Source organism: Micrococcus sp. KRD012, assembly GCF_017168555.1.
Lineage (GTDB): Bacteria > Actinomycetota > Actinomycetes > Actinomycetales > Micrococcaceae > Micrococcus > Micrococcus luteus.
The window spans coordinates 125,280-145,878 of record NZ_JABFBB010000007.1; the positions used below are offsets into that span (position 1 = coordinate 125,280).

A 20,599-nucleotide genomic window follows, 5' to 3' on the forward strand; every position below is an offset into this window, starting at 1 on the left:
GGTCTGGGCGGGGTGCTGTGCGGCATCGGTCATGCCCCCCATCATGGCACCGGTGGGCGCGGGCGGGTCGGGGCCGCCGCGCGCGGGTCTCGGTACCATGGCCGCCATGGCCCGCTACGACCTGCACACGCACTCGACCGAGTCCGACGGCACCGAGCCGCCGGCCGACGTGGTGCGTGCGGCGGCGCGGGCCGGGCTGGACGGCCTCGCGCTCACCGACCACGACACGACCGCCGGCTGGGCCGAGGCCGCCCACGCCGCGCGGGAGACCGGGCTGACGCTCGTGCCCGGCATGGAGATGTCCTGCACCTCCGCCGACGGCGTGAGCGTGCACGTGCTCAGCTACCTGCACGACCCCGAGGACCCCGCCCTGCTGCGGGAGGTCGGCCTGGCCCGCGACGCGCGGCTGATCCGGGCGCAGGAGATGGTGCGGCGCCTGGGCGCGGACTTCCCGATCACGTGGGAGCTGGTCCAGGAGCACGCGGCGGAGAACGCGACGATCGGCCGGCCCCACCTGGCCGACGCCCTCGTGACGATCGGGGCCGTCCCGGACCGCTCCGCGGCGTTCCGGGAGATCCTCGCCGGCCGGTCCAAGTACTACGTGCCGCACTTCGCCCCGGACCCGGCCGAGGCGGTCGCGCTCATCCGGGCCGCCGGCGGGGTGCCGGTGTTCGCGCATCCCCGGGCGCGCATGCGGGGCCGCGTGGTGGGCGACGAGGTGTTCGAGCAGATGGCCGAGGCCGGACTGGCGGGGGTCGAGGTCGAGCACCGGGACAACCCGGCGGAGGAGCGCACCTGGCTGCGCGCATTCGCGGACCGGCACGGACTGTTCGTCACCGGCTCGTCCGACTACCACGGCACCGGCAAGCCCAATCCGATCGGCGAGCACACCACGGGCGCGGAGGTGCTCGCCGAGATCGAGCGGCAGGGCACCGGCACGGCGATCATCCGCGGCTGAGCCCGGACGGCCCGGGCGACGGCGGAGGATCCGTTGCGCGAATGACCCTTCCGGCCGCCTGCACGGCGGTCGGAAGGGTCATTCGTGCAGAAGACTCCCGGGGGCCCGGAAGGGAGGGTCAGCCGTCCACGACCTCGCCGTTGCGGCGCCGCGTGCGGGAGCGGCCGCCCCGGCGACGACGGGCCTCGGCCCGGGCCTCGGCGCGCTCGGCCCGGCGGGCCTCCGTGAGCTCGACGCCGGCCACCGGCTCCGACGTCCGGGCCGCGGGGGTCTCGGAGCGCGAGGCGGTGCGCTCGCGGCCCTCGCCGCGACCACGGCCCCGGCCCTCGGCGCGCTGCTCGGCGGGTGCCTCACCACGCCCGCGGCCCGAGCGCTCGCCGCGGCCTCCGCCGCGTGCATCGTCACGGCCCTCGCCGGAGCGGCCGCCCCGGTTCCGTTCGCCACGGCCTCCGCCGCGCGCCCGGTCACGGCCCTCGCCGGAGCGCCCGCCTCGGCCTCGGCCGCCGCGCTCGCCGTCACGGGAACGGCCGCCGTCGCGACCCCGTCCGCGGCCGCCGTCGCGCTGCTTCGCCTCGGGGCCGCCGAGGTCCTCGAGCGTCTCGCCCTCGAGGCCCTCGAGCACGCGCTTGGCCTGCGGCAGACGGCCCTTCGTGCCCTTCGGGATGCCGAGGTCGGAGAACAGGTGCGGGGAGGAGGAGTAGGTCTCCACCGGCTCGGGCTGGCCGAGGCCGAGCGCCTTGTCGATCAGGGACCAGCGCGGCATGTCCTCCCAGTCCACGAGGGTCACCGCCACGCCCTTGTTGCCGGCGCGGCCCGTGCGGCCCACGCGGTGCACGTAGGTCTTCTCGTCCTCCGGCGCCTGGAAGTTGAACACGTGGGTGACGTCGTCGACGTCGATGCCGCGCGCCGCGACGTCGGTGGCCACGAGGATGTCCACCTTGCCGTTGCGGAACGCGCGCAGCGCCTGCTCGCGGGCGCCCTGGCCGAGGTCGCCGTGCAGCGCGCCGGCCGCGAAGCCGCGCGCCGTCAGCTCGTCCGCCACGCGAGCGGCCGTGCGCTTGGTGCGCGTGAAGATGATGGTCCGGCCGCGGCCCTCGGCCTGCAGGGCGCGGGCCACGAGCTCGTCCTTGTCCATGTGGTGGGCGCGGTAGACGAGCTGACGGATGTCCTTCTTCGTCAGGCCCTCGTCCTCCGGGTCCGCCGCGCGGATGTGGGTCGGCTGCGTCATGTAGCGGCGCGCCATCGCGACCACGGGACCCGGCATGGTGGCCGAGAACAGCATGGTCTGACGCACGGCCGGGACGGCGGCGAGCAGGGTCTCGACGTCGGGGAGGAAGCCGAGGTCCAGCATCTCGTCGGCCTCGTCCAGCACCACCGTGTTCACCAGGTCCAGGCGCAGGTGGCGCTGGCGCATCAGGTCGATGAGGCGGCCGGGGGTGCCGACGACGATCTCGACGCCGCGCTGCAGCTCCTCGATCTGCGGCTCGTAGGCGCGGCCGCCGTAGATGGTGGCGATGCGCAGGGGGCGCCGGGCCGCGGCGGCCGTGAGGTCGCCGGCCACCTGGACGGCGAGCTCGCGCGTCGGGGCGACGATCAGGGCCTGCGGGGCGCCCGCGGTGCCCTTGGCCTCGAGGCCGTCCCAGCCGGGCTCGCCCGGGCCGATGGCGCGCTGTAGCGCGGGGATGCCGAAGCCGAGGGTCTTGCCGGTGCCGGTCTTGGCCTGGCCGATGATGTCGTGGCCGCCGAGGGCGACCGGCAGGGTCATGGCCTGGATGGGGAAGGGGTGGACGATGCCCTTGGCCTCCAGGGCCTCGACGATCGCGGGGTGCACCCCGAAGTCGGCGAAGGTCTGCTCGGGGGCCACGGGGGCGGCGTCCTCGGTGACGATGTCCTCCGCGATCGCGGCGACCGTCGGGTCGAGGTCGGCGGAGGCGGGGGTGTGCTCGGAGTTCTGGGTCATGGCGACTCGCGTTCCTGGTCAGGCGTCGTCACGGCGGGCGGAAGGCCCGGCTCCGCCGTGCGCGCGGTTCAAGCGGAAGCCGATCGCGAGGCAAGCACGCGGAGCGGCCGACGGGCGGCGCCCCGTGGAACCGGGCGGGCGCGCCGTACGCGGCGGGCCGTGCCGGATCCGGCAGGTCATGGTGCCGTCCCGGGCGTCAGGGGCGCGGGCGGCGGGTCAGGGTGATCAGAGAGCGACCGGTCATCCTGGGTCAGCGTGAGCTGTGCGGCCAGTCTACCCCCGCGGCCGTGATCGCACCCGAGGCGCGGTCCACGCCCTCGATCCGCACGCGCACCCGGGTGCCCGCCGGGACGCTGCCCGGCACCCGCAGGCTCACGGCCGGGTCGAGCAGCCACACCTCCGTGCCGTCCTTCGCCTCGCGCACCGCGATCCCCTCGAGCTCCGCGCCGACGCGGGACTCGAGTGCCGCCGCCTCCACGAGGTCCGCCGCCGTCCGGCTCGCGGCCGAGGCCCGGCGCGACGAGTCCGCCATGAGGGCGGGCAGCGCGGGCAGGGCGCTGCGGACCCATGCGGGGGCGGGGGCGCCGATGGCATGGGCGTGGCACAGGGCCAGGACGAAGCGGTCCACGAGCCGGCGCAGCGGAGCGGTGGCGTGGGCGTAGGGGGCGGCGAGCGCGGCCTGGGCCGGTTCGTCCGGCGGGGTGCGCAGGGCCGGGTCCTCGGCCTGCGCGTCGAAGGCCGTGTACCCGGCGCCGCGGAACAGCCCGGTGGCCGCGTGCAGCACCGCCAGGTGCCGCGCGTCGGCGGGGTCGAGGGAACGCAGGTAGGCGCCGTAGTCCTGGCCCTCGTCCCACGGGGCGCCCAGGGCGCGCGTGCGCTCTCGGAAGGCGGCGACGGCGTCGGCGTCCGGTGCCGGCATCGTACGCAGGATCCCGACTCCGGCGGCCAGCATCAGCTCGGCCGCGGCCATGCCGGTCAGCAGGGAGAGCTGGGCGTTGTGCTCCTCCGCCGGCAACGGCGCCCGGTGCACGAGCTCGTGCGCCCCGTCCTCGGTGACACGGACCTCCTGGTCCGGCAGGTTCAGGGAGGCGCCGCCGCGGGCGGCCTCCTGCGCGGCCCGCCGTCGGCCCACCTCCGGCAGCAGCGCCAGCGAGTCGCGCACCTCGGCCGGCCACCCCTCGGCGGCGGCCCGGTCCGCGTCGGTGACCCCGGGGCGCGGCGTCGTCGGCGCCTGCGCCCCCGGCTGTGCGTCGAGGAAGGCCTGCACCTGCCCGTACGTCAGCTGCGCCCGGGAGCGGATGCGGGCACGTTCGAGGCCGGTCTCGACGACGGCGCCCGCGGCGTCCAGCAGGAACGTCCACACGAACGCCGGGCGCTCGCGGTCGGGCAGCAGCGAGGCGGCGTCCTCGCTCAGCACCTCCGGGTGCAGGGGGACCCGGCCGTCGGGCAGGTAGACGGTCTGGCCGCGGCGGCGGGCCTCGCCGTCCACGGCGCCGCCCGGGGTCACGAAGGCGGGCACGTCCGCGATCGCGTAGCGGACCAGGATGCCGTCGTCGTCGGCGGGGGTCAGGAGCAGGGCCTGGTCCAGGTCCGTGGAGCCGGCGGGGTCCACGGTGACGAACGGCAGGGCCGTGCGGTCCGCGTGGTCCGGGCTCCCGGTCAGGCCCGCGTGCACCTCACGCGCGGCCGCCTCCGCCTCGGCCAGGACGGGGGCGGGGAAGGCCGGCGGCAACTCGAGCTCCGTCCGCAGGGCGGCGAGGCGCTCGAGCAGGGTCGGGTCGGCGGGGCCGCGGAGGCCGAGGGCGTGAGGGGTCATGGCGGTGCTCCTGGGCAGGGGGCCGAGACGACGCACGCCCCGGCGGATCACCGGGGCGTGCGGGCGGGTCAGGAGGCGGCGAACCCGAGCGGGCCCGACTTCTTCGCGCCGATCTCCACGAAGCCGATGCGGTCGCCGGGGACGACCACCTGGCGGCCCTTGGCGTCCGCCAGGACCAGCGGGGTGCCGTCGGAGACGGCGGCGTCCACGAGGGAGCGGACCTCGTCCGCCGACTGCTCGCTGTCGATGACGACCTCGCGGCCGACGTGCTGCACACCGATGCGGATCTCCATGGGGAACCTCTTCTCTTCGTCGCGTCCTGTGCGGTCCGCCGTCAGCCTACGGGACCGCTCGGCGGGGTGGACGGGCACCCCCGAGGTTCACCCGCGGGCGAAACGGGCCGGACGGCCGGGTCAGCGCGGCGCGTCGTCCGCGGAGGGCAGCGAGGCGAGGCCGCGCCAGACGAGCGCGTCCACCGTGCGGGCCATCTCGGCGGCGGCGGGGCGGGCGTCGGCGTCGAGCCGGTCCGCCCAGTGGCGGGCGGCGCCCAGGAGATAGCCGACGAGTCCGCGGGAGAGCACCTCGGCCTCGGCCTCGGCCACGGTGGTGTCCGCGCGGATGGTGCGCGCGACCTCGGAGGAGAGCAGCCGGTGCACGGCCTCGCTGCGCGTGCGCACCTCCGGGTCCCCGTCGATGCCGGAGTCGAAGATCAGGCGGTGGGTCCGCTCGGGAGAGGCCATGTACTCGAACACGGCGGCGACGGTGGCCCGCACCCGTTCGCGATTGTCCCGGCGGGTGTCCATCGCCGCCTCGAGGAGCGCGCGCAGGCTCGCGACCTCGGCGTCCAGCAGCTCGAGGAAGAGCTCGTGCTTGCTGGGGAAGTGCTGGTAGAGGACCGGCTTGGAGACCTCGGCCCGCTCGGCGATCTGCTCCATGGAGGCCCCCGCGTACCGCTCCGCGGCGAAGACCGCGCGGGCGCAGTCCAGCAGCTGGCGACGACGCTCCTGCCGGGGCAGACGGCGGCCTCGCCCGGGCTCGTCGGGCGCGGTGGCGGCGGGGTGGTCGGTCACGGGGTCCTCCTGGCGCGGGGCGGGCTCACGCGATGCGCGCGGCGCCGCCCTCGTCCTCGTGCGCGGGACAGACCGCCTCGACCGTGCCCACGGCGGGGGCGGGGCGGCCGGGGGCCTCGATCCCGAAGACCGCCTCGAGGGCGTCCTCATAGCGGTCGAGCCGGCCCTCGGCGGCGAGCCGCTTGGCGCGCACGCTGGGCTCGTGCAGGAGCTGGTTCACCATGCGGCGCAGGGCGAACTCCACCTCCTCGGCGGCCGCCGTGCAGCCGTGGCGGGCGCGCACGCGCTCGAGCTCCCGGTCGAGCACACCGAGGGTGTGGCGGCGCAGGGCCTTGATCGCCGCGTCGGCACTGCGGCCACGCTGCGCGGCGCGGTACTCCTCGACGGCGTCGTCCACGAGCGCGCGGGCCTCCGCGACGGCGACCTGGGCCTGCTCGGGTGCGGCCAGCCGCACCGACTCGAGGGTGATGAGATCGACGTCCGGCAGGTCCGCGACCGCCGGGTCGAAGTCGCGCGAGAGGGCCAGGTCGACCACCGTGAGCGGACGCCGTCCGCCCTTGCGCAGCTCCTGGAGGCGCTCGGGGCTGATCTGGCGTTCGCCGCCGGAGGAGCCGATGATCACGTCCGCCTCGGCGACGGCGCCGGCCACGGCCTCGCCGCCGAGCGCGAGGGCCCAGCCGCCGCGGTCCGCGACGAACTGCTCCGCGCGGCCCGAGGCCGAGTGCACGCCGACGGTGGTCGCGCCCCGGTCCGCCAGCTGCGCGAGCGTGGTGCCGGCGTAGGCGCCCGTGCCGATCAGCAGGATGGTGGCCCCGGCCCAGAAGTCGCGCTGGGCCGCGGCGTCGGTGAGACCGCGCAGCTCCTCCGCGAGGTCCAGGGCGACGGAGACGACCGAGCGGCCGGCCGCGCCGAGCGCCGTGCGGGAGCCGACGTCCTTGGCCGTGCGCGTGGCGGACTCGAAGAGGCGGACGAGCGGACCCGAGGCGGTGCCGGCCTCCTGGGCCGCCGTCAGGGCGCGTCGGACCTGACCGGCGATCTCGCGCTCGCCCACCACGGCGGAGTCCAGTCCGGCGCCGACCTCGAAGAGGTGACGGGCCGTGGCGTCGGCGTCGAGTGTGCGGAACGCGGCGTGCACGTCCTCGTCGGGCAGGGAGGTGGAGGCGGCGACGGCGGACAGCAGCCCCGCGCGAGCGGCCTCGACGCCGGCCCCGTCGGCCTCGGCGTAGATCTCCACGCGGTTGCACGTGGCCAGCACGACGGCGCCCGCCGCACCGCTGCCGGGCAGGGCGGGCCCGACCCCGGTCGCGCCGGCGCTGAGGCGGGCGACCGTGTCCAGGTCCAGATCATGGTGGGAGGCGACGAGAGAGAAGACAGTCACAGCGGGCCAAGTCTAGCCCCGACCGCCCCGCCCGTCCGGGAAGGCGGACCTGACCCGGGTGCCGTCGGCCAGTGTGACGACGCTCACGGAGGACGCGGATGTGCCACCGCGACACGACCGGTGGGACACTGGGGGCATGTCCGCCCTGTCCCAGACCCCCGAGACCCCCGCGGCCGTCCCGGCACTGCCCGCCGAGCACCCGCTGCGCACCGAGGATCCGTCACGCTCGACCGTGGCCAGCCCGCTCCTCCGCGCGCTGCGCGGCCAGCGCCCCGACCGCCACCCCGTGTGGTTCATGCGGCAGGCCGGCCGTTCGCTGCCCGAGTACCGCCAGGTGCGCGAGGGGATCGGGATGCTCGACTCCTGCCTCATGCCGGACCTGGTCCGGGAGATCACGATGCAGCCGGTGCGCCGCCACGACGTCGACGCGGCGATCTTCTTCTCGGACATCGTGGTCCCCCTGCGCCTGGCGGGCGTGGACGTGGAGATCCAGCCCGGCGTGGGCCCCGTGCTCGGCCAGGCCGTCCGCACCGCCGACGACGTCGCCGCGCTGCCCGTCCTCGAGGACGCCGCCCTGGACGTCATCCGCGAGGCCGTCGCGGCCACCGTCGCCGAGCTGGGCCCGCGCCCCCTGATCGGCTTCGCCGGCGCCCCCTTCACGCTGGCGGCGTACATGGTGGAGGGCCGTCCCTCCCGCGACCACTTCGGCCCGCGACGCATGATGCACGCCGACCCCGAGACCTGGGCCGCCCTGGCCGGCTGGGCGGCCACCGTGTCCGGCCAGTTCCTGCGCGCCCAGCTCGAGTCCGGCGCCTCCGCCGCGCAGCTGTTCGACTCGTGGGCCGGTTCGCTCTCGGCGGACGACTACCTCGAGCACGTGCAGCCGCACTCGACGGCGGCCCTCGCCCATGTCGCCGACCTCGCCGGGCCCGGCGTCCCCGACGGCGCCCCGCTCCTGCACTTCGGCACGGGCACCGGAGAGTTCCTGCACCACATGCGTGACGCGGGCGCGACCGCCGTCGGCGTGGACCACCGCCTCACGCTCGCCGAGGCGCACCGCCGGCTCAGCGCGAACCCCGGCCCCGACGGACGCGGCGCCGTGCCCCTGCAGGGCAACATCGACCCGGCCCTGCTCGCCGCCCCGTGGGAGGTCCTCGAGGCCCACGTGCGCGACGTTGTCGCCTCCGGCGCCGTCGCGCCCGGCCACGTCGTCAACCTCGCCCACGGCGTGCCGCCGGAGACGGACGCGGCCGTGCTGACCCGCGTGGTCGAGCTGATCCACTCCCTGCCCGTGCCGGAGCGGGAGGGCCAGGACCCGGCACCGGGGGTCGAGACCGCCGAGCGGGAGGAGCGCGCATGAGCGGCACGGCGCTCGTGGTCGGCGGCGGCATCGCCGGCCTCGTCGCGGCCCACCGACTGTCCGCGGCGGGCTGGGACGTGACCCTCGCCGAGGCCACCTCCGTGCTCGGGGGCGCGGTCTCCCCGCGCTTCCTCGACGTCCCCTCGCACGGCGAGACCGGGGCCCCCGAGACCCAGACCCTCGAACTCGACGGCGGCGCCGAGTCGTTCGCCGTCCGCGGCGCCGCCGTGCGCGCGCTCGTGGAGGAGCTCGGGCTGGGCGAGAAGATCGTCGCGCCCGAGCCCCTCGGCTCGTGGCTGCACGGTCCCGCCGGCCCCGTGCGCGCCCCGCGTCTCGGCATCGTCGGCATCCCCGGCGACCTCGACGCCGAGGACCTCGCCGCCGCCCTCACGCCGGCCGGCCTGGAGCGCGCCCGGCAGGACGCCGAGGCCCCCATGGATCGCTGGGCCGCCGCGCTCGCGGCCGGCGAACCGGTGACCGTCGCGCAGGTCGTGGCCGACCGCCTCGGCGACGAGGTGCTCGACCGCCTCGTGGCCCCCGTCGTCGCCGGAGTCCACTCGGCCGACCCCGCGGTCGTCGAGCTGGAGCGCGTGGCCCCCGGCCTGCTCGCCGCCGCCGTGGAGCACGGCGGGCTGGCCGCGGGCGTCGCCGCGCTGCGGTCCACCGGGACCCCCGGCTCGCTCGTGGCCGGTCTGGACGGCGGCATGGTCCGCCTCACCGGCCGGCTCGTCGAGGCGCTGCGCGAGGACGGGGCCACCGTCCTGCGCGGTGTCCGGGTGGCCGCCCTGTCCCGCGTGCCCGCCACCGGCGGCTGGTGGGCCCAGATCTCGGACCGGGACGACGAGGTCGTCCGCGGGCTCGACGTGGACCGCGTCGTGCTGGCCGTGGACGGCGTCACCGCCTGGGACCTGCTGGCCCCGCTCTCGGCCGAGGCCCTGGACCCCGACGCCGGCCCCGCCCTCGGCGAGGGCATCGCGCTGGCCACGCTCGTCGTCGAGGCCGCGGGCCTGGACGACGCGCCACGCGGCACCGGAGTGCTGGTCGGCGCCGGGACGGACGTGGCCGCCAAGGCCCTGACCCACGCCACCGCCAAGTGGGCGTGGCTGCGCGAGGTCGTCGCGCGTCCGCAGGAGGACGGTGTCGCCCGCCATCCCCACCGCCACGTGCTGCGCCTGTCCTACGGCCGCCAGGGCGGCGGGCCCGAGGCCCTGGGCCACCGCAGCGCGGACGAGGAGCTGCTCGCGCAGGCGCTCGTGGACACGGCGACTCTCACCGGGGTGCCGCTGGCGGAGGAGGACGTCGTCGCCCGCACCGTCACCCGCTGGCGCCGCTCCATCCCGCCGCAGGCCGGCCCCGACCGCGCGAAGGCGGACACGCTGATCGACTGGGCACGGGACGTGCCCGGCCTCGACCTCGTGGGCAGCTGGGTGCACGGCACCGGGCTGGCCGCCGTCGTCGCCGGCGTGGACCGCACCCTCGGCGCCGACGCGCCGCCCGCGGGCTGACCTCGCCCCCAGACCACCCCTGACGCAATCGGATCTCAAGGAAGAGGACCATGACCAAGGACAGCACCACCACCCCTGCCGAGGCCGGCAAGGACTGGTTCACCACCTACACCGTGTTCGCCCGCCCACAGGGCGAGCCCGGCTGGCTGGGACTGGAGGGCCGTGACGCGAAGAAGGCCGCCAAGGAGTTCGACGAGGCCGTCGCGCGGGTGGCCCAGACCGGCGTGACCGTGCGCGGCGTCTACGACGTCTCGGGCATGCGCGAGGCCGGCGACGTCATGGTGTGGATGTACGGCCAGGTGCCCGAGGACCTGCAGGCCGCCATCCGCGAGCTGCGCCGCACCCGTCTGCTCGAGGGCACCACGATGGTGCTCTCGGCCATGGGCGCCGATCGCATGGCCGAGTTCAACAAGGACCACGTCCCCGCCTTCGCCATGGGCCGCAAGGCCCTGAAGTGGCTGTGCTTCTACCCGTTCGTGCGCTCGTACGATTGGTACCTGCTGGACCCGAAGGAGCGGGCCCGCATGCTCCGCGAGCACGGCCAGCTCGGCCAGGACTTCCCGCAGGTATGGGCGAACACCACCAGCGCGTTCGGCCTGAACGACTGGGAGTGGCTGCTGGGCCTCGAGGCGGACGAGCTGACGGACCTGGTGGACATGATGCGCCACCTGCGCAACAACGAGACCCGCCTGCACGTGCGCAGCGAGGTGCCGTTCTACACCGGACGCCGTCTGGAGACCGCCGAGATCGCGGAGGTGCTGGCCTGATGACCGCCGCCCCCGAGCCCCGCGCCGACGCGCCCGTCCACACCGGCCCGGACGCCGGCGTCGCCCCGGCCCTCCGGACGCCCGAGAAGGCCGCCGCCGGCGTCGACTACGACGTGTGCGGCGTGATGGCCCCCAAGGACTACGACGCCCTGCTGCTCGCCTCCTTCGGCGGGCCCGAGGGCCAGGACGACGTGATCCCGTTCCTGCGCAACGTCACGCGCGGGCGCGGCATCCCGGACGAGCGCCTCGAGGAGGTCGCCACCCACTACCGCGCCAACGGCGGCGTCAGCCCCATCAACGCGCAGAACCGCGCGCTGAAGGCGGCCATCGAGGCCGAGCTGGCCGCCCGCGGCCTGGACCTGCCCGTGTACTGGGGCAACCGCAACTGGGAGCCCTACTTCCCGGACACCCTCGAGCGGATGCACGCCGACGGGCACCGCCGCATCCTGACGGTCACCACCTCCGCGTACTCCTGCTACTCCTCGTGCCGCCAGTACCGCGAGGACATGGGCATGGCCCTGGAGCAGACCGGCCTGACCGGGAAGGTGGACCTGGACAAGACGCGCCAGTACTTCAACCACCCCGGCTTCATCGAGCCGTTCCGGGACGGCCTGCGCGCGGACCTGGCGTCGCTGCGCGCGGAGCTGGGGGACGACGCGCGGATCCACGTGCTCTTCGCGACCCACTCGATCCCCACCTCCGACGCCGCCGCGGCCGGCCCGCGCGGCCTCGCCGCAGACCTGCGCGCGCAGGCGGGGGCGGAGCCGGGCGACGAGGGTGCGGACGTGTACTCGGCGCAGCACCTCGACGTGGCCCGCGAGATCCTCGCCGGCGTGCCCGAGGCCGCGGACGTGCCGTGGTCGCTCGTGTACCAGTCGCGCTCCGGCCCGCCCTCGGTGCCGTGGCTGGAGCCGGACATCAACGACGCGATGGAGCACCTCGCGGGCGAGGGCGCCGAGACGGACGCGCAGGGGCGTGCCGTGGCGGGCTTCATCGTCGTGCCGCTGGGGTTCGTCTCGGACCACATGGAGGTGGTCTGGGACCTCGACACCGAGGCCAAGGAGACCGCCGAGGGGCTGGGCGTGGGGTTCCGTCGCAGCCCCACCCCGGGCACCGACCCGCGGTTCGTGGCCGGGCTCGTGGACATCGTGGAGGAGCGGCTGGGCCGGCGCGAGGGTCGCGCCGCGGTCGGCTGCTTCCCGGCGTGGTACGACGTGTGCCGGCCGGACTGCTGCGTCAAGGTGATGCGGGACGGCTCGACGCGGCCGACGACGTCCGCTGTCGACGCCGCCGTGCGCGGGCTGGCCGAGCACGAGGCGGGCGCCGCGGCCCCCGCCGAGGAGGCCTGAGACCGTGACCCCCCTGCGCATCGGCACCCGGGGCTCCGCCCTGGCGACCACGCAGACCACCCACGTGGCCGAGACGCTCACGGAGCGCTCCGGCCTGGCCCACGAGCTGGTGGTGATCCGCACCGAGGGCGACGTCACCACCGGCTCGCTGGCCTCGCTGGGCGGCACCGGCGTGTTCGCCTCGGCGCTGCGGGCCGCCGTGCTCGACGGCGTCGTGGACGCGGCCGTGCACTCGCTCAAGGACCTGCCGGCCGTCCAACCGGAGACCCTCGAGATCGCCGCGGTGCCGGCCCGGGCCGACCTGCGGGACGCCCTGTGCGCCCGCGACGGCCTCACCCTGGCGACCCTGCCCGAGGGCGCCCGGGTGGGCACGGGCTCGCCGCGCCGCGTGGCCCAGCTCAAGGCGCTGCGCCCGGATCTGGAGCTGGTGGACATCCGCGGCAACGTGCAGACCCGCCTGGCCCGCGTGCCCGGGCTGGAGCAGCACGACGACCACGCCCCGGCCGCCGCGGGTTCGCCCCGCGGTGACCTCGACGCCGTGATCCTGGCCTGTGCCGGGCTCGACCGGCTCGGCCTGGACCACGTGATCACCGAGCGGATCGACCCGGAGGTCATGGTGCCCGCCCCCGGGCAGGGCGCCCTGGCCGTGGAGATCCGGGCCGAGGACGAGTCCTTCCTCGGTCGGGCGCTCCTGGACCCCGAGGCGCCGGTCGGGAGGCTGCACGCCGCCCTCGAGCTGGTCGACGATCGGGACACCCACGTGGCGGTCACCGCCGAGCGGGCCCTGCTGCGCCGCCTCGAGGCCGGCTGCGCCGCGCCGATCGGGGCCGTGGCCCGCGTGACCGACGGCGAGGCCGGCGCGCCGCGCATCGAGATGACCGCGATGGTGGCCGCCCTCGACGGCTCCCGCGTGCTGCGCCGGACCTCGTCCGTGCAGCTCGACCCGGTGCCGGCCGACGTGGCCGGCGACCCGGCGGCCGCCGACGAGTGGCTCGAGGACACCCTGTTCGTGGCCGCGGAGGCACTCGGCGTGCACGTGGCCGAGCAGTTCGTGGCCGAGGGCGCCGACCTGCTGCCCGGCACGGTGCGCGGGGTGGACCGGGGCGACGGCGCCCCGCGCCCCGACGACCCGGCCTGAGATGCGCGTCCTGCTCACCCGCCAGCCGGCCCAGGCCGGCGACCTCGAGGCCGGTCTCGCCGGCACCGAGGTGGCGGGGCGGCGGCTGCGGGTCGGCTTCCTGCCGCTGACCGACTTCGCGCTGCCCGACGACGACGGCCCCCTGCGCGCGCTGCTCGCGGACTGGGCGGGGGCCGACGGTGATGCGGCCGGGCCGGTGCGCTCGGACGGGCCCCGCTGGCTCGTGCTGACGAGCCCCAACACCGTGCGCGCACTCAGGGCCGTCGGCTGGGACGGCCATGTCCCGGCGGGCGCGCGGATCGCGGTCACCGGACCGGGCACGGCACGGGTGCTGACCGAGGCGGGCTGCGACGCGGCGCCGTGGCTGCCGCCCGAGGACCGCTCCGCCGAGGGCCTGATCGCCGGACTCGCCGCCCTGCATCCCCGCGGCGGCCGCGCGTGGCTGCCCCAGTCCGACCGGGCCCGGCCCCGCCTCGCCGACGGCCTGCGCGCGGCGGGCTGGGACGTGCGGACCGGGCTCGCCTACCGGACGGTGCCGTATCCGGCGCAGGCCGGCAGGCGACTGCTCGACGGGGCGGCGGACGAGGGCCGGGGGGACGTCGTGACGCCCGCGCGGCTGGCCGCGGTCGCGGCGGGGACCGCCGTGGTGCTCACCAGCTCCTCCGCGGCGGAGGAGTTCGTGGCCGCGGGTCTGACGCCACTGGTGGGCAAGCGGGTGCGGCTCGTGGCGATCGGCGCGCCGACCCGTGACACGTGCGCGCGGCGGGGTCTGCCCCTGCTCGGGACGGCCCCCACGCCGGACGCGGCCGGAGTGCTGGCCGTGCTGCGCGGTGCGGCCTGAGCCGCCCGGCCGCACTCGAGGCGAGGCTCAGTCGGGGCGGTCGCCGTCCGGGTCGGGCGCGTCGTCCTCCGACGGCGCCGGGCCGGCGTCGTGCTTCTCGTCCTGAGGCAGGCCGGTGGCGGCGGCCATGGTGTCCACCCGCGGATCGCGCAGGATGGCGACCGAGACGTTGGTGAAGCCCGTGTTGGCGAGCAGCTCCGAGGCTTCCTCATCCGTCAGGTCGTACGCGTGCGCGAGCATGCGCACGTTCTCCGTGTAGAAGGCGTGCAGGCGGTCGACGCCGCGCAGGAAGTCCAGAGTGTTCCCCATGGTGGGGAGCCTACCGAACGGGCGTGGTGGGCGGGTGGCCGGCGGGTGAACGGCCGGTGGACCGGCCCGCCGGCCGCGGGGGACGACGGGCCGTGCCGCTCAGCCCTCGGCGCGGCGGCTGCGGCGGCGGACCAGCGAGACCTCCATGGTCCGGCCCTCGGTGCGGGTGCGCAGGTACGGCTGGTCCTCCACGAGGGTGGAGAGCTTGGAGTGTCCGAAGTCGCGCGGGTCGAAGTCCACGTGGGTGCGGCTCAGGTGTTGGCCGATCAGGGACAGCGTGGCCCAGCCGTCGTCGGTGCTCGTGGCGTTGACGGCCTTGGTGAGCGCGGCCTGCAGGTCGATGCGCGGGGCGGCGTCGGCCTCGTCGTGCTCGGGCTCGGCCTCGACCGGCACCTCGGGCGGGGTCGGGTCCTCGGTGACGTCCGACGACGCACGGCGGCCCCGCCGACCGGCTCCGGACTTCGCCTGCGGGCCCTTCCCGTCCTTGCCGGCGGCGGCGTCCCCGGCGGCGTCCCCGGCGGGCGCCTCGTCGGCAATGGGGGCCTCGGCGTCCGCGACGTCCGCGTCCGTGGCCTCGGGGGTGTCGGCGGCGTCGGTGGTCTTGGACCCGCGGCCGCGGCCTCGACCGCCGCGGCGGGACCCCGAGCGGCCGGAGCCCTCGGACGCCTTGGCGTTCTCCTCCTTGGCGGGGGCGTCCTCGCCGGTCTCGTCGTCGTCGACGTCGTGGTCCGTGGCCGTGCCGAGCAGCTCGAGGTAGATGAACTGGTCCACGGCGTTGCGCAGCGAGGCGGGGGTCTTGCGGGCGCCCAGGCCGATCACACGCTTGCCGCCCTCGCGCAGGCGGGTGGCCAGGCGCGTGAAGTCGGAGTCGGAGGAGACGAGGGCGAACGCGTCCACGTTGCCCATCCAGAGCAGGTCCATCGCGTCGATGATGAGCGCGGAGTCCGAGGAGTTCTTGCCCACGGTGTAGGCGAACTGCTGGACCGGCTGGATCGCGTGGTGGTTCAGCGCCTTCTTCCAGCCGTTCAGGTTGGTCGTGGTCCAGTCGCCGTACGCGCGCTTGATCGTGGGGGTGCCGTAGGTGGCGAGCTCCTCGAGGATCAGGGGGGCGAACTTGGGGGAGACGTTGTCGCTGTCCATCAGGACGGCGATGCGCAGGGATGCGGGGGTGGGTTCGGGCATGTGTCCCACCCTAGTCGGCGGCGGTGCGCCCGTGGCCGGCGGTGACCGGGATCGCCTCCCGCTCGCCCCGGCGGGGGCGGGGCCGCGAGGCGGCGGCCACTGTGCCGACGACCAGCCCGACGAGCGCCGGGACCACCCAGCCGAAGCCGACCGCGTAGCCGGGCAGCACCCGGCCGGCCAGGCCCGTCAGGGCGGTGACGGGCGGCGTCGTCGCGAGCGCCTCCGGCAGGGCGCCCAGCAGGTCGAAGGAGGCGGCGAGCCCCGTGCAGGCGACCACCCAGCGGGCCACCGCCGGGCGGCCCCGCACCCAGGCCCAGGCGAGGCCGAGCAGGATGACGACGACGGCGATCGGGTAGAGGAACATCAGCACCGGGACGGACCAGGCGATGATCGCCTCCAGGCCCAGGTTGGCGAGCGCGAAGGACACCACGAGGAAGAGGCTCGCCCACAGCCGGTAGGACCCGGGGAACATCTCCGCGAACATCTCGGCGCACGCCACGATCAGTCCGATGCAGGTCTTCAGGCACGCGACGAAGACGATGGCCGCGATGAGGTACGCGCCCGCCGTGCCGAAGAAGTGGCTCGCGGTGCGGGCGAGGACGTCGCCGCCGTTCGCGGCCTGTGCGAACGCGCCGTGGCTCGTGGCGCCGACGTACGCCAGCGAGGCGTAGACCACCGCCATCGCCGCGCCGCCGACCAGCCCCGCCTTGCCCAGCTCCACCGCCATGCGGCGCGGACCCGTCACGCCCAGGCGCCGGGCGGCGTCGACGATCACGACCGCGAAGGCGAGCGAGGCGAGCGCGTCCATCGTGGCGTAGCCGTCCAGCAGGCCCCGCACGAGCGCCCCGTCGGCGTAGGCGGGGGTCGGCGAGGGCAGGGCGCCCGTGCTCATCGGGGCCACGACGGCGGCCGCCACCAGGGCGCCGAGCAGGACCAGGAACGCCGGGGTCAGGTACCGCCCCACCCACTCCATGAGCCGGCCCGGACGGAACGCCGCGACCGCGGCGACCGCGAAGAACGCCGCCGTGAAGCCGAGCAGCCGCAGGCCGCCGTCGCCCGCCAGGGGCGCGACACCGATCTCATAGGACACCGTGGCGGTGCGGGGGATGGCGAAGAGGGGGCCGATCGTCAGGTACAGCAGGCACGTGAACGCCACGGCGAAGCGCCGGGAGACGGGCGCCGTCATCTCACGGACCGAGCTCGCCCCCGTCACCGCCGAGGCGACGATGCCCAGGACCGGCAGCCCCACCGCCGTGACGAGGAAGCCGAGCGTGGCCGGCGTGACCGCGGCGCCCGCATCCCGGCCCAGGCCGGCGGGGAAGATCAGGTTGCCCGCGCCGAAGAACAGGCCGAAGACGAGCGAGGCCAGCAGCAGGGTCTGACCGGGGCGCAGGCGCGGGGGCATCACGGGCCTCTCGACGGCGGACGGGGCGCCATGACTGTACCCGGCGCGCGGTCAGCCTCCGCGCCTAGACTGGACGGGTCCCCGAACCAGGAGCGTGTGACCCCGTCATGTCCTTCCCGCTGCACCGTCCCCGGCGTCTGCGCCGGTCCGCCGCGATGCGCCGCCTCGTCGCTGAGACGCGCCTGCACCCCGCCGAGCTGATCCTGCCGGCCTTCATCAAGGAGGGCGCCGCCGAGCCCGTGCCGATCGCCTCGATGCCGGGCGTCGTGCAGCACACCGCGGACTCGCTCAAGGCCGCCGCGGCCGAGGCCGCCGAGCTGGGCCTGGGCGGCATCATGCTGTTCGGCGTGCCGACCACGCGCGACGCCGTCGGCAGCGCCGCCCTGGACCCGGACGGCGTCCTGAACCGGGCCATCCGGGACGTGAAGGCGGAGGTGGGGGACGGGCTCGTCGTGATGTCCGACCTGTGCCTGGACGAGTTCACCGACCACGGCCACTGCGGCGTGCTCACCGCCGAGGGCACCGTGGACAACGACGCGACGCTGGAGATCTACGCCCGGATGGGCGTCGCGCAGGCCGAGGCCGGTGCGGACGTGCTCGGCCCCTCCGGGATGATGGACGGCCAGGTCCGCGTGATCCGGGAGGCCCTCGAGGGCGCCGGCCACCACGAGACCGCGATCCTCGCCTACGCCGCGAAGTACTCCTCGGCGTTCTACGGGCCGTTCCGCGACGCCGTCGACTCCCAGCTCACGGGCGACCGCAAGACCTACCAGATGGACGCCGCCAACCGGAGCGAGGCCCTGCTCGAGGTCGCCCTCGACCTCGAGGAGGGCGCGGACATGGTGATGGTCAAGCCCGCGATGAGCTACCTGGACATCGTGCGCGACGTGGCGGACATGGCGGACGTGCCCGTCTCCGCGTACCAGATCTCGGGGGAGTACGCGATGATCGAGGCCGCCGCCGCGCACGGCTGGATCGACCGGAAGGCCTCGATCGTCGAGTCCGTGCTCTCCATCCGGCGCGCCGGCGCCGACTCCGTGCTCACCTACTGGGCGGCCGAGCTCGGCCGCTGGATGAAGGAGGGGTCCCTGTGACCGCGTCCCAGCCGACCACCAACGCCGCCGCCTTCGCCGCGGCCCAGGCCGTCATCCCCGGCGGCGTCGACTCACCCGTGCGCGCCTTCGGCTCGGTGGGCGGCACGCCCCGGTTCATGGCCGGCGCACGCGGCCCGTACCTGACCGACGTCGAGGGCAACGAGTACGTGGACCTGGTCTGCTCGTGGGGCCCCATGCTGCTGGGCCACCAGCACCCCGAGGTCGTCGAGGCCGTGCACGCCGCCGTGGACCGCGGCCTCGGCTTCGGCACCTCCACGCTGGAGGAGACCGCGCTGGCCGAGCTGATCGCCTCCAAGGTCCCGGTCGAGCGCGTGCGCTTCGTGTCCACCGGCACCGAGGCCACCATGACGGCCCTGCGCCTGGCCCGCGGCGTGACCGGCCGCAACCTGATCGTGAAGTTCGCCGGCTGCTACCACGGCCACTCGGACGGCCTGCTGGCCGCGGCCGGCTCGGGCGTGGCGACCGCCGCCCTGCCCGGCTCCGCGGGCGTCACCGAGGCCGCCGCCTCCGAGACCCTCGTGGTGGACTACAACGACCGCGCCGCCGTCGAGGCCGTGTTCGCCGAGCACGGCGAGCGCATCGCCGCGCTCATCACGGAGGCCGTGCCCTGCAACATGGGCGTCGTGGAGCCCGCCGAGGGCTTCAACGCGTTCCTGCGCGAGATCACCCGCCGCCACGGCGCGCTGCTGATCTGGGACGAGGTGCTCACCGGCTTCCGCGCCACCGCCACGGGCGGCTGGGGCCTGTCCGGACAGCCCGAGGGCTGGACCCCGGACATCTGGTGCTTCGGCAAGGTGATCGGCGGCGGCATGCCCGCGGCCGCCCTGGGCGGCTCCGCCGAGATCATGGACCACCTGGCCCCGCTCGGCCCCGTGTACCAGGCCGGCACCCTCTCCGGGAATCCGGTGGCCATGGCCGCCGGCCACGCCACGCTCTCCCGCGCCGACGAGGCCGTCTACGCGGCCGTGACGCGCGCCTCGGACGCCGTGCGCGAGGGCCTCGTGGCCGCGCTCGACGCCGAGGGCGTGGACCACTCGATCCAGCGGGCCGGCACCCTGTTCTCCCTGGCGTTCGGCACCTCCGGCACCGGCGTGCGGGACTACCGGGACGCCCAGGGCCAGGAGGTCTTCCGCTACGCCCCGTTCTTCCAGTCGATGCTGGCCTCCGGCGTGTACCTGCCGCCGTCCGTGTTCGAGGCCTGGTTCGTCTCCGCCGCCCACGACGACGCGGCGGTCACCCGGGTGCTCGACGCGCTGCCGGCCGCGGCGAAGGCGGCCGCGGCGGCGACGCCCCAGGGCTGAGACCCGGGTGCGGGTCGGGGCCGGGCGCTCAGCGCTCGGCCTCGACCGGCCAGTGGCGCGAGACGGTGGCCTGCGGGTCCTTGCGTCGCAGGTACTGCTCGAAGCTCTCCGCCTGCTCGGCCTTCCAGCGGACCTGCCGCTCGTGCAGGTCCGTCGGCGCCACGCGCAGCTGCTCGTACCGGGCGGCCAGGGCGTCGGCCACCTGGACGGCGGCGAGGGCGTCCGCCGCGGAGGTGTGCGCGTTCTCCAGGGTCACCCCGTAGTGCTCGGACACCGCGGAGAGCGTGCGCTTGCCCTTGCGGAACCGGTCCACCTGCTTGTCCAGCACGAACGGGTCGATCACGGGGCGGGCCTCGAGCGGCGTCAGCCCGTGGCGGCGCGCCTCCCGGTCCATCACCGTGAAGTCGTACACGCCGTTGAAGGCCACCACGGGGATGCCCGCGGCGAACAGGTCCCGCAGGGTCTCGGTGATCTCCGTGACGCCCTGCGCGGCGGGCATGCCCTCCGCCTGCGCCCGCTCCGTGGTGACGCCGTGGACCTCGGCCGCCTCGGCGGGGATGGGCACGCCCGGGTCCACGAGCCACTCGGCCGACGACGCGGCGCGGCCGTGCTCGTCCACCATCACCAGGGTGGCGGTCACGATCAGCGCGGTGCGCGGATCACGTCCGGTGGTCTCGAGGTCGAAGCCGGCGCGGATGCTCTCATGCCAAGTCACGCGCCTCACGCTACCCGGACCGGCGGACACGACAGGATGGGGTCGTGACCGATCACCCTGTGCTCCCCGACGCCCGCCACCGCGACGACGGACCGCTCACCCTCGGCGAGGGGCTCGAGGCGCTCGCCCGTCTGGTCCCGCCCGGACGCGCCGTCAGCTACGGGGGGCTGGCCGGCCTGCTGGGGGTCGGCGGTCCGCGGCAGGCCGGCCGGGCGATGGCCGAATCGAGCCCCGGCACGCCGTGGTGGCGGGTGGTCCGGGCCGACGGCTCGCTGCCCCCGGAGCTGGCCGCGCGGCCGCCGTCGAGCACGAGCGGGAGGGCACGCCCCGCACCCCGGCCGGGCGCGTGGACCTGCGCCGGGCCCGCTGGGAGCCCGACGACGGCGCCGCGCGGGCGATCCGTGCGATCGCCGACCGTATCGTGTCCGGG

General features: G+C 75.9%; 18 protein-coding genes and 1 pseudogene. 10 read left to right on the forward strand and 9 right to left on the reverse strand.

The annotated features are described in order from the left end of the window. Positions 1-97: 97 nt before the first annotated feature. Positions 98-958, forward strand: coding sequence for a PHP domain-containing protein (locus J1M37_RS03980; protein ID WP_049147253.1), 861 nt, complete (start codon positions 98-100; stop codon positions 956-958). A gap of 118 nt (positions 959-1,076) precedes the next feature. Here the strand turns inward: J1M37_RS03980 and J1M37_RS03985 are convergent, their stop codons facing one another. The 5 genes from J1M37_RS03985 to J1M37_RS04005 form a co-directional block, all read right to left on the reverse strand. Continuing rightward, positions 1,077-2,918, reverse strand: coding sequence for a DEAD/DEAH box helicase (locus tag J1M37_RS03985; RefSeq protein ID WP_041103356.1), 1,842 nt, complete (start codon positions 2,916-2,918; stop codon positions 1,077-1,079). Between the two features lie 250 nt (positions 2,919-3,168). Beyond that, the gene (locus tag J1M37_RS03990; RefSeq protein WP_206452156.1) at positions 3,169-4,734 is read right to left on the reverse strand and encodes an RNB domain-containing ribonuclease; all 1,566 of its coding nucleotides are present in this window, start codon (positions 4,732-4,734) and stop codon (positions 3,169-3,171) included. A 68-nt stretch (positions 4,735-4,802) separates the two neighbouring features. Then, complete coding sequence (locus tag J1M37_RS03995; protein ID WP_049147259.1) at positions 4,803-5,027, reverse strand: DUF3107 domain-containing protein; 225 nt, start codon at positions 5,025-5,027, stop codon at positions 4,803-4,805. A 120-nt stretch (positions 5,028-5,147) separates the two neighbouring features. Then, positions 5,148-5,804, reverse strand: coding sequence for a TetR/AcrR family transcriptional regulator (locus J1M37_RS04000; protein WP_049147262.1), 657 nt, complete (start codon positions 5,802-5,804; stop codon positions 5,148-5,150). A 25-nt stretch (positions 5,805-5,829) separates the two neighbouring features. After that, a complete protein-coding gene (locus J1M37_RS04005) occupies positions 5,830-7,182 on the reverse strand; it encodes a glutamyl-tRNA reductase (protein WP_049147265.1) in 1,353 nt (450 codons plus the stop codon). A 136-nt stretch (positions 7,183-7,318) separates the two neighbouring features. On the opposite strand from J1M37_RS04005, the gene hemE reads away from it, so the two are divergent. Genes hemE through J1M37_RS04035 form a run of 6 tightly spaced genes read left to right on the forward strand, consistent with a single transcriptional unit; the run spans position 7,319 to position 14,142 of the window. Beyond that, positions 7,319-8,542 carry a uroporphyrinogen decarboxylase gene (gene hemE, locus J1M37_RS04010; protein WP_041103347.1) on the forward strand — a complete coding sequence of 408 codons (1,224 nt, stop codon included), beginning with the start codon at positions 7,319-7,321 and terminating at the stop codon, positions 8,540-8,542. After that, complete coding sequence (locus J1M37_RS04015) at positions 8,539-10,047, forward strand: protoporphyrinogen/coproporphyrinogen oxidase (protein ID WP_036381112.1); 1,509 nt, start codon at positions 8,539-8,541, stop codon at positions 10,045-10,047. The genes hemE and J1M37_RS04015 overlap by 4 nt, the downstream gene beginning before the upstream one ends. 50 nt (positions 10,048-10,097) lie before the next feature. Continuing rightward, entirely contained in the window at positions 10,098-10,814 is a 717-nt protein-coding gene (hemQ, locus tag J1M37_RS04020) for a hydrogen peroxide-dependent heme synthase (RefSeq protein ID WP_036314319.1), read from the forward strand. Then, positions 10,814-12,163 (forward strand): ferrochelatase, encoded by a 1,350-nt coding sequence (locus J1M37_RS04025; RefSeq protein ID WP_049147270.1) that lies wholly within the window; start codon positions 10,814-10,816, stop codon positions 12,161-12,163. Before hemQ ends, J1M37_RS04025 begins: the two co-directional genes overlap by 1 nt. A gap of 4 nt (positions 12,164-12,167) precedes the next feature. After that, positions 12,168-13,301 (forward strand): hydroxymethylbilane synthase, encoded by a 1,134-nt coding sequence (gene hemC / locus J1M37_RS04030; protein WP_049147271.1) that lies wholly within the window; start codon positions 12,168-12,170, stop codon positions 13,299-13,301. Position 13,302: 1 nt separating this feature from the next. Continuing rightward, positions 13,303-14,142 (forward strand): uroporphyrinogen-III synthase, encoded by an 840-nt coding sequence (locus J1M37_RS04035; protein ID WP_206452157.1) that lies wholly within the window; start codon positions 13,303-13,305, stop codon positions 14,140-14,142. Between the two features lie 27 nt (positions 14,143-14,169). Here J1M37_RS04035 and J1M37_RS04040 read toward each other — a convergent pair whose 3' ends face one another. From J1M37_RS04040 to brnQ, 3 genes are all read right to left on the reverse strand, one after another. Then, complete coding sequence (locus J1M37_RS04040) at positions 14,170-14,451, reverse strand: hypothetical protein (protein WP_206452158.1); 282 nt, start codon at positions 14,449-14,451, stop codon at positions 14,170-14,172. Between the two features lie 99 nt (positions 14,452-14,550). After that, positions 14,551-15,633 (reverse strand): NYN domain-containing protein, encoded by a 1,083-nt coding sequence (locus tag J1M37_RS04045; RefSeq protein ID WP_155932843.1) that lies wholly within the window; start codon positions 15,631-15,633, stop codon positions 14,551-14,553. A 10-nt stretch (positions 15,634-15,643) separates the two neighbouring features. After that, positions 15,644-17,038 carry a branched-chain amino acid transport system II carrier protein gene (brnQ, locus tag J1M37_RS04050; protein ID WP_206452159.1) on the reverse strand — a complete coding sequence of 465 codons (1,395 nt, stop codon included), beginning with the start codon at positions 17,036-17,038 and terminating at the stop codon, positions 15,644-15,646. Positions 17,039-17,145: 107 nt separating this feature from the next. Between brnQ and hemB the strand changes: the two genes are divergently transcribed. After that, positions 17,146-18,132, forward strand: coding sequence for a porphobilinogen synthase (gene hemB, locus J1M37_RS04055; protein WP_036381100.1), 987 nt, complete (start codon positions 17,146-17,148; stop codon positions 18,130-18,132). Then, positions 18,129-19,454 (forward strand): glutamate-1-semialdehyde 2,1-aminomutase, encoded by a 1,326-nt coding sequence (hemL, locus tag J1M37_RS04060; RefSeq protein ID WP_036381097.1) that lies wholly within the window; start codon positions 18,129-18,131, stop codon positions 19,452-19,454. The genes hemB and hemL overlap by 4 nt, the downstream gene beginning before the upstream one ends. 28 nt (positions 19,455-19,482) lie before the next feature. On the opposite strand, the gene J1M37_RS04065 is transcribed toward hemL, so the two are convergent. Further along, positions 19,483-20,169: a 3'-5' exonuclease gene (locus tag J1M37_RS04065; protein WP_044659751.1), complete on the reverse strand. Its 687-nt coding sequence runs from the start codon at positions 20,167-20,169 to the stop codon at positions 19,483-19,485. A 59-nt stretch (positions 20,170-20,228) separates the two neighbouring features. Between J1M37_RS04065 and J1M37_RS11715 the strand changes: the two are divergent. After that, positions 20,229-20,387: pseudogene (locus J1M37_RS11715) on the forward strand (MGMT family protein); the annotation flags it as partial. Positions 20,388-20,599: the final 212 nt, after the last annotated feature.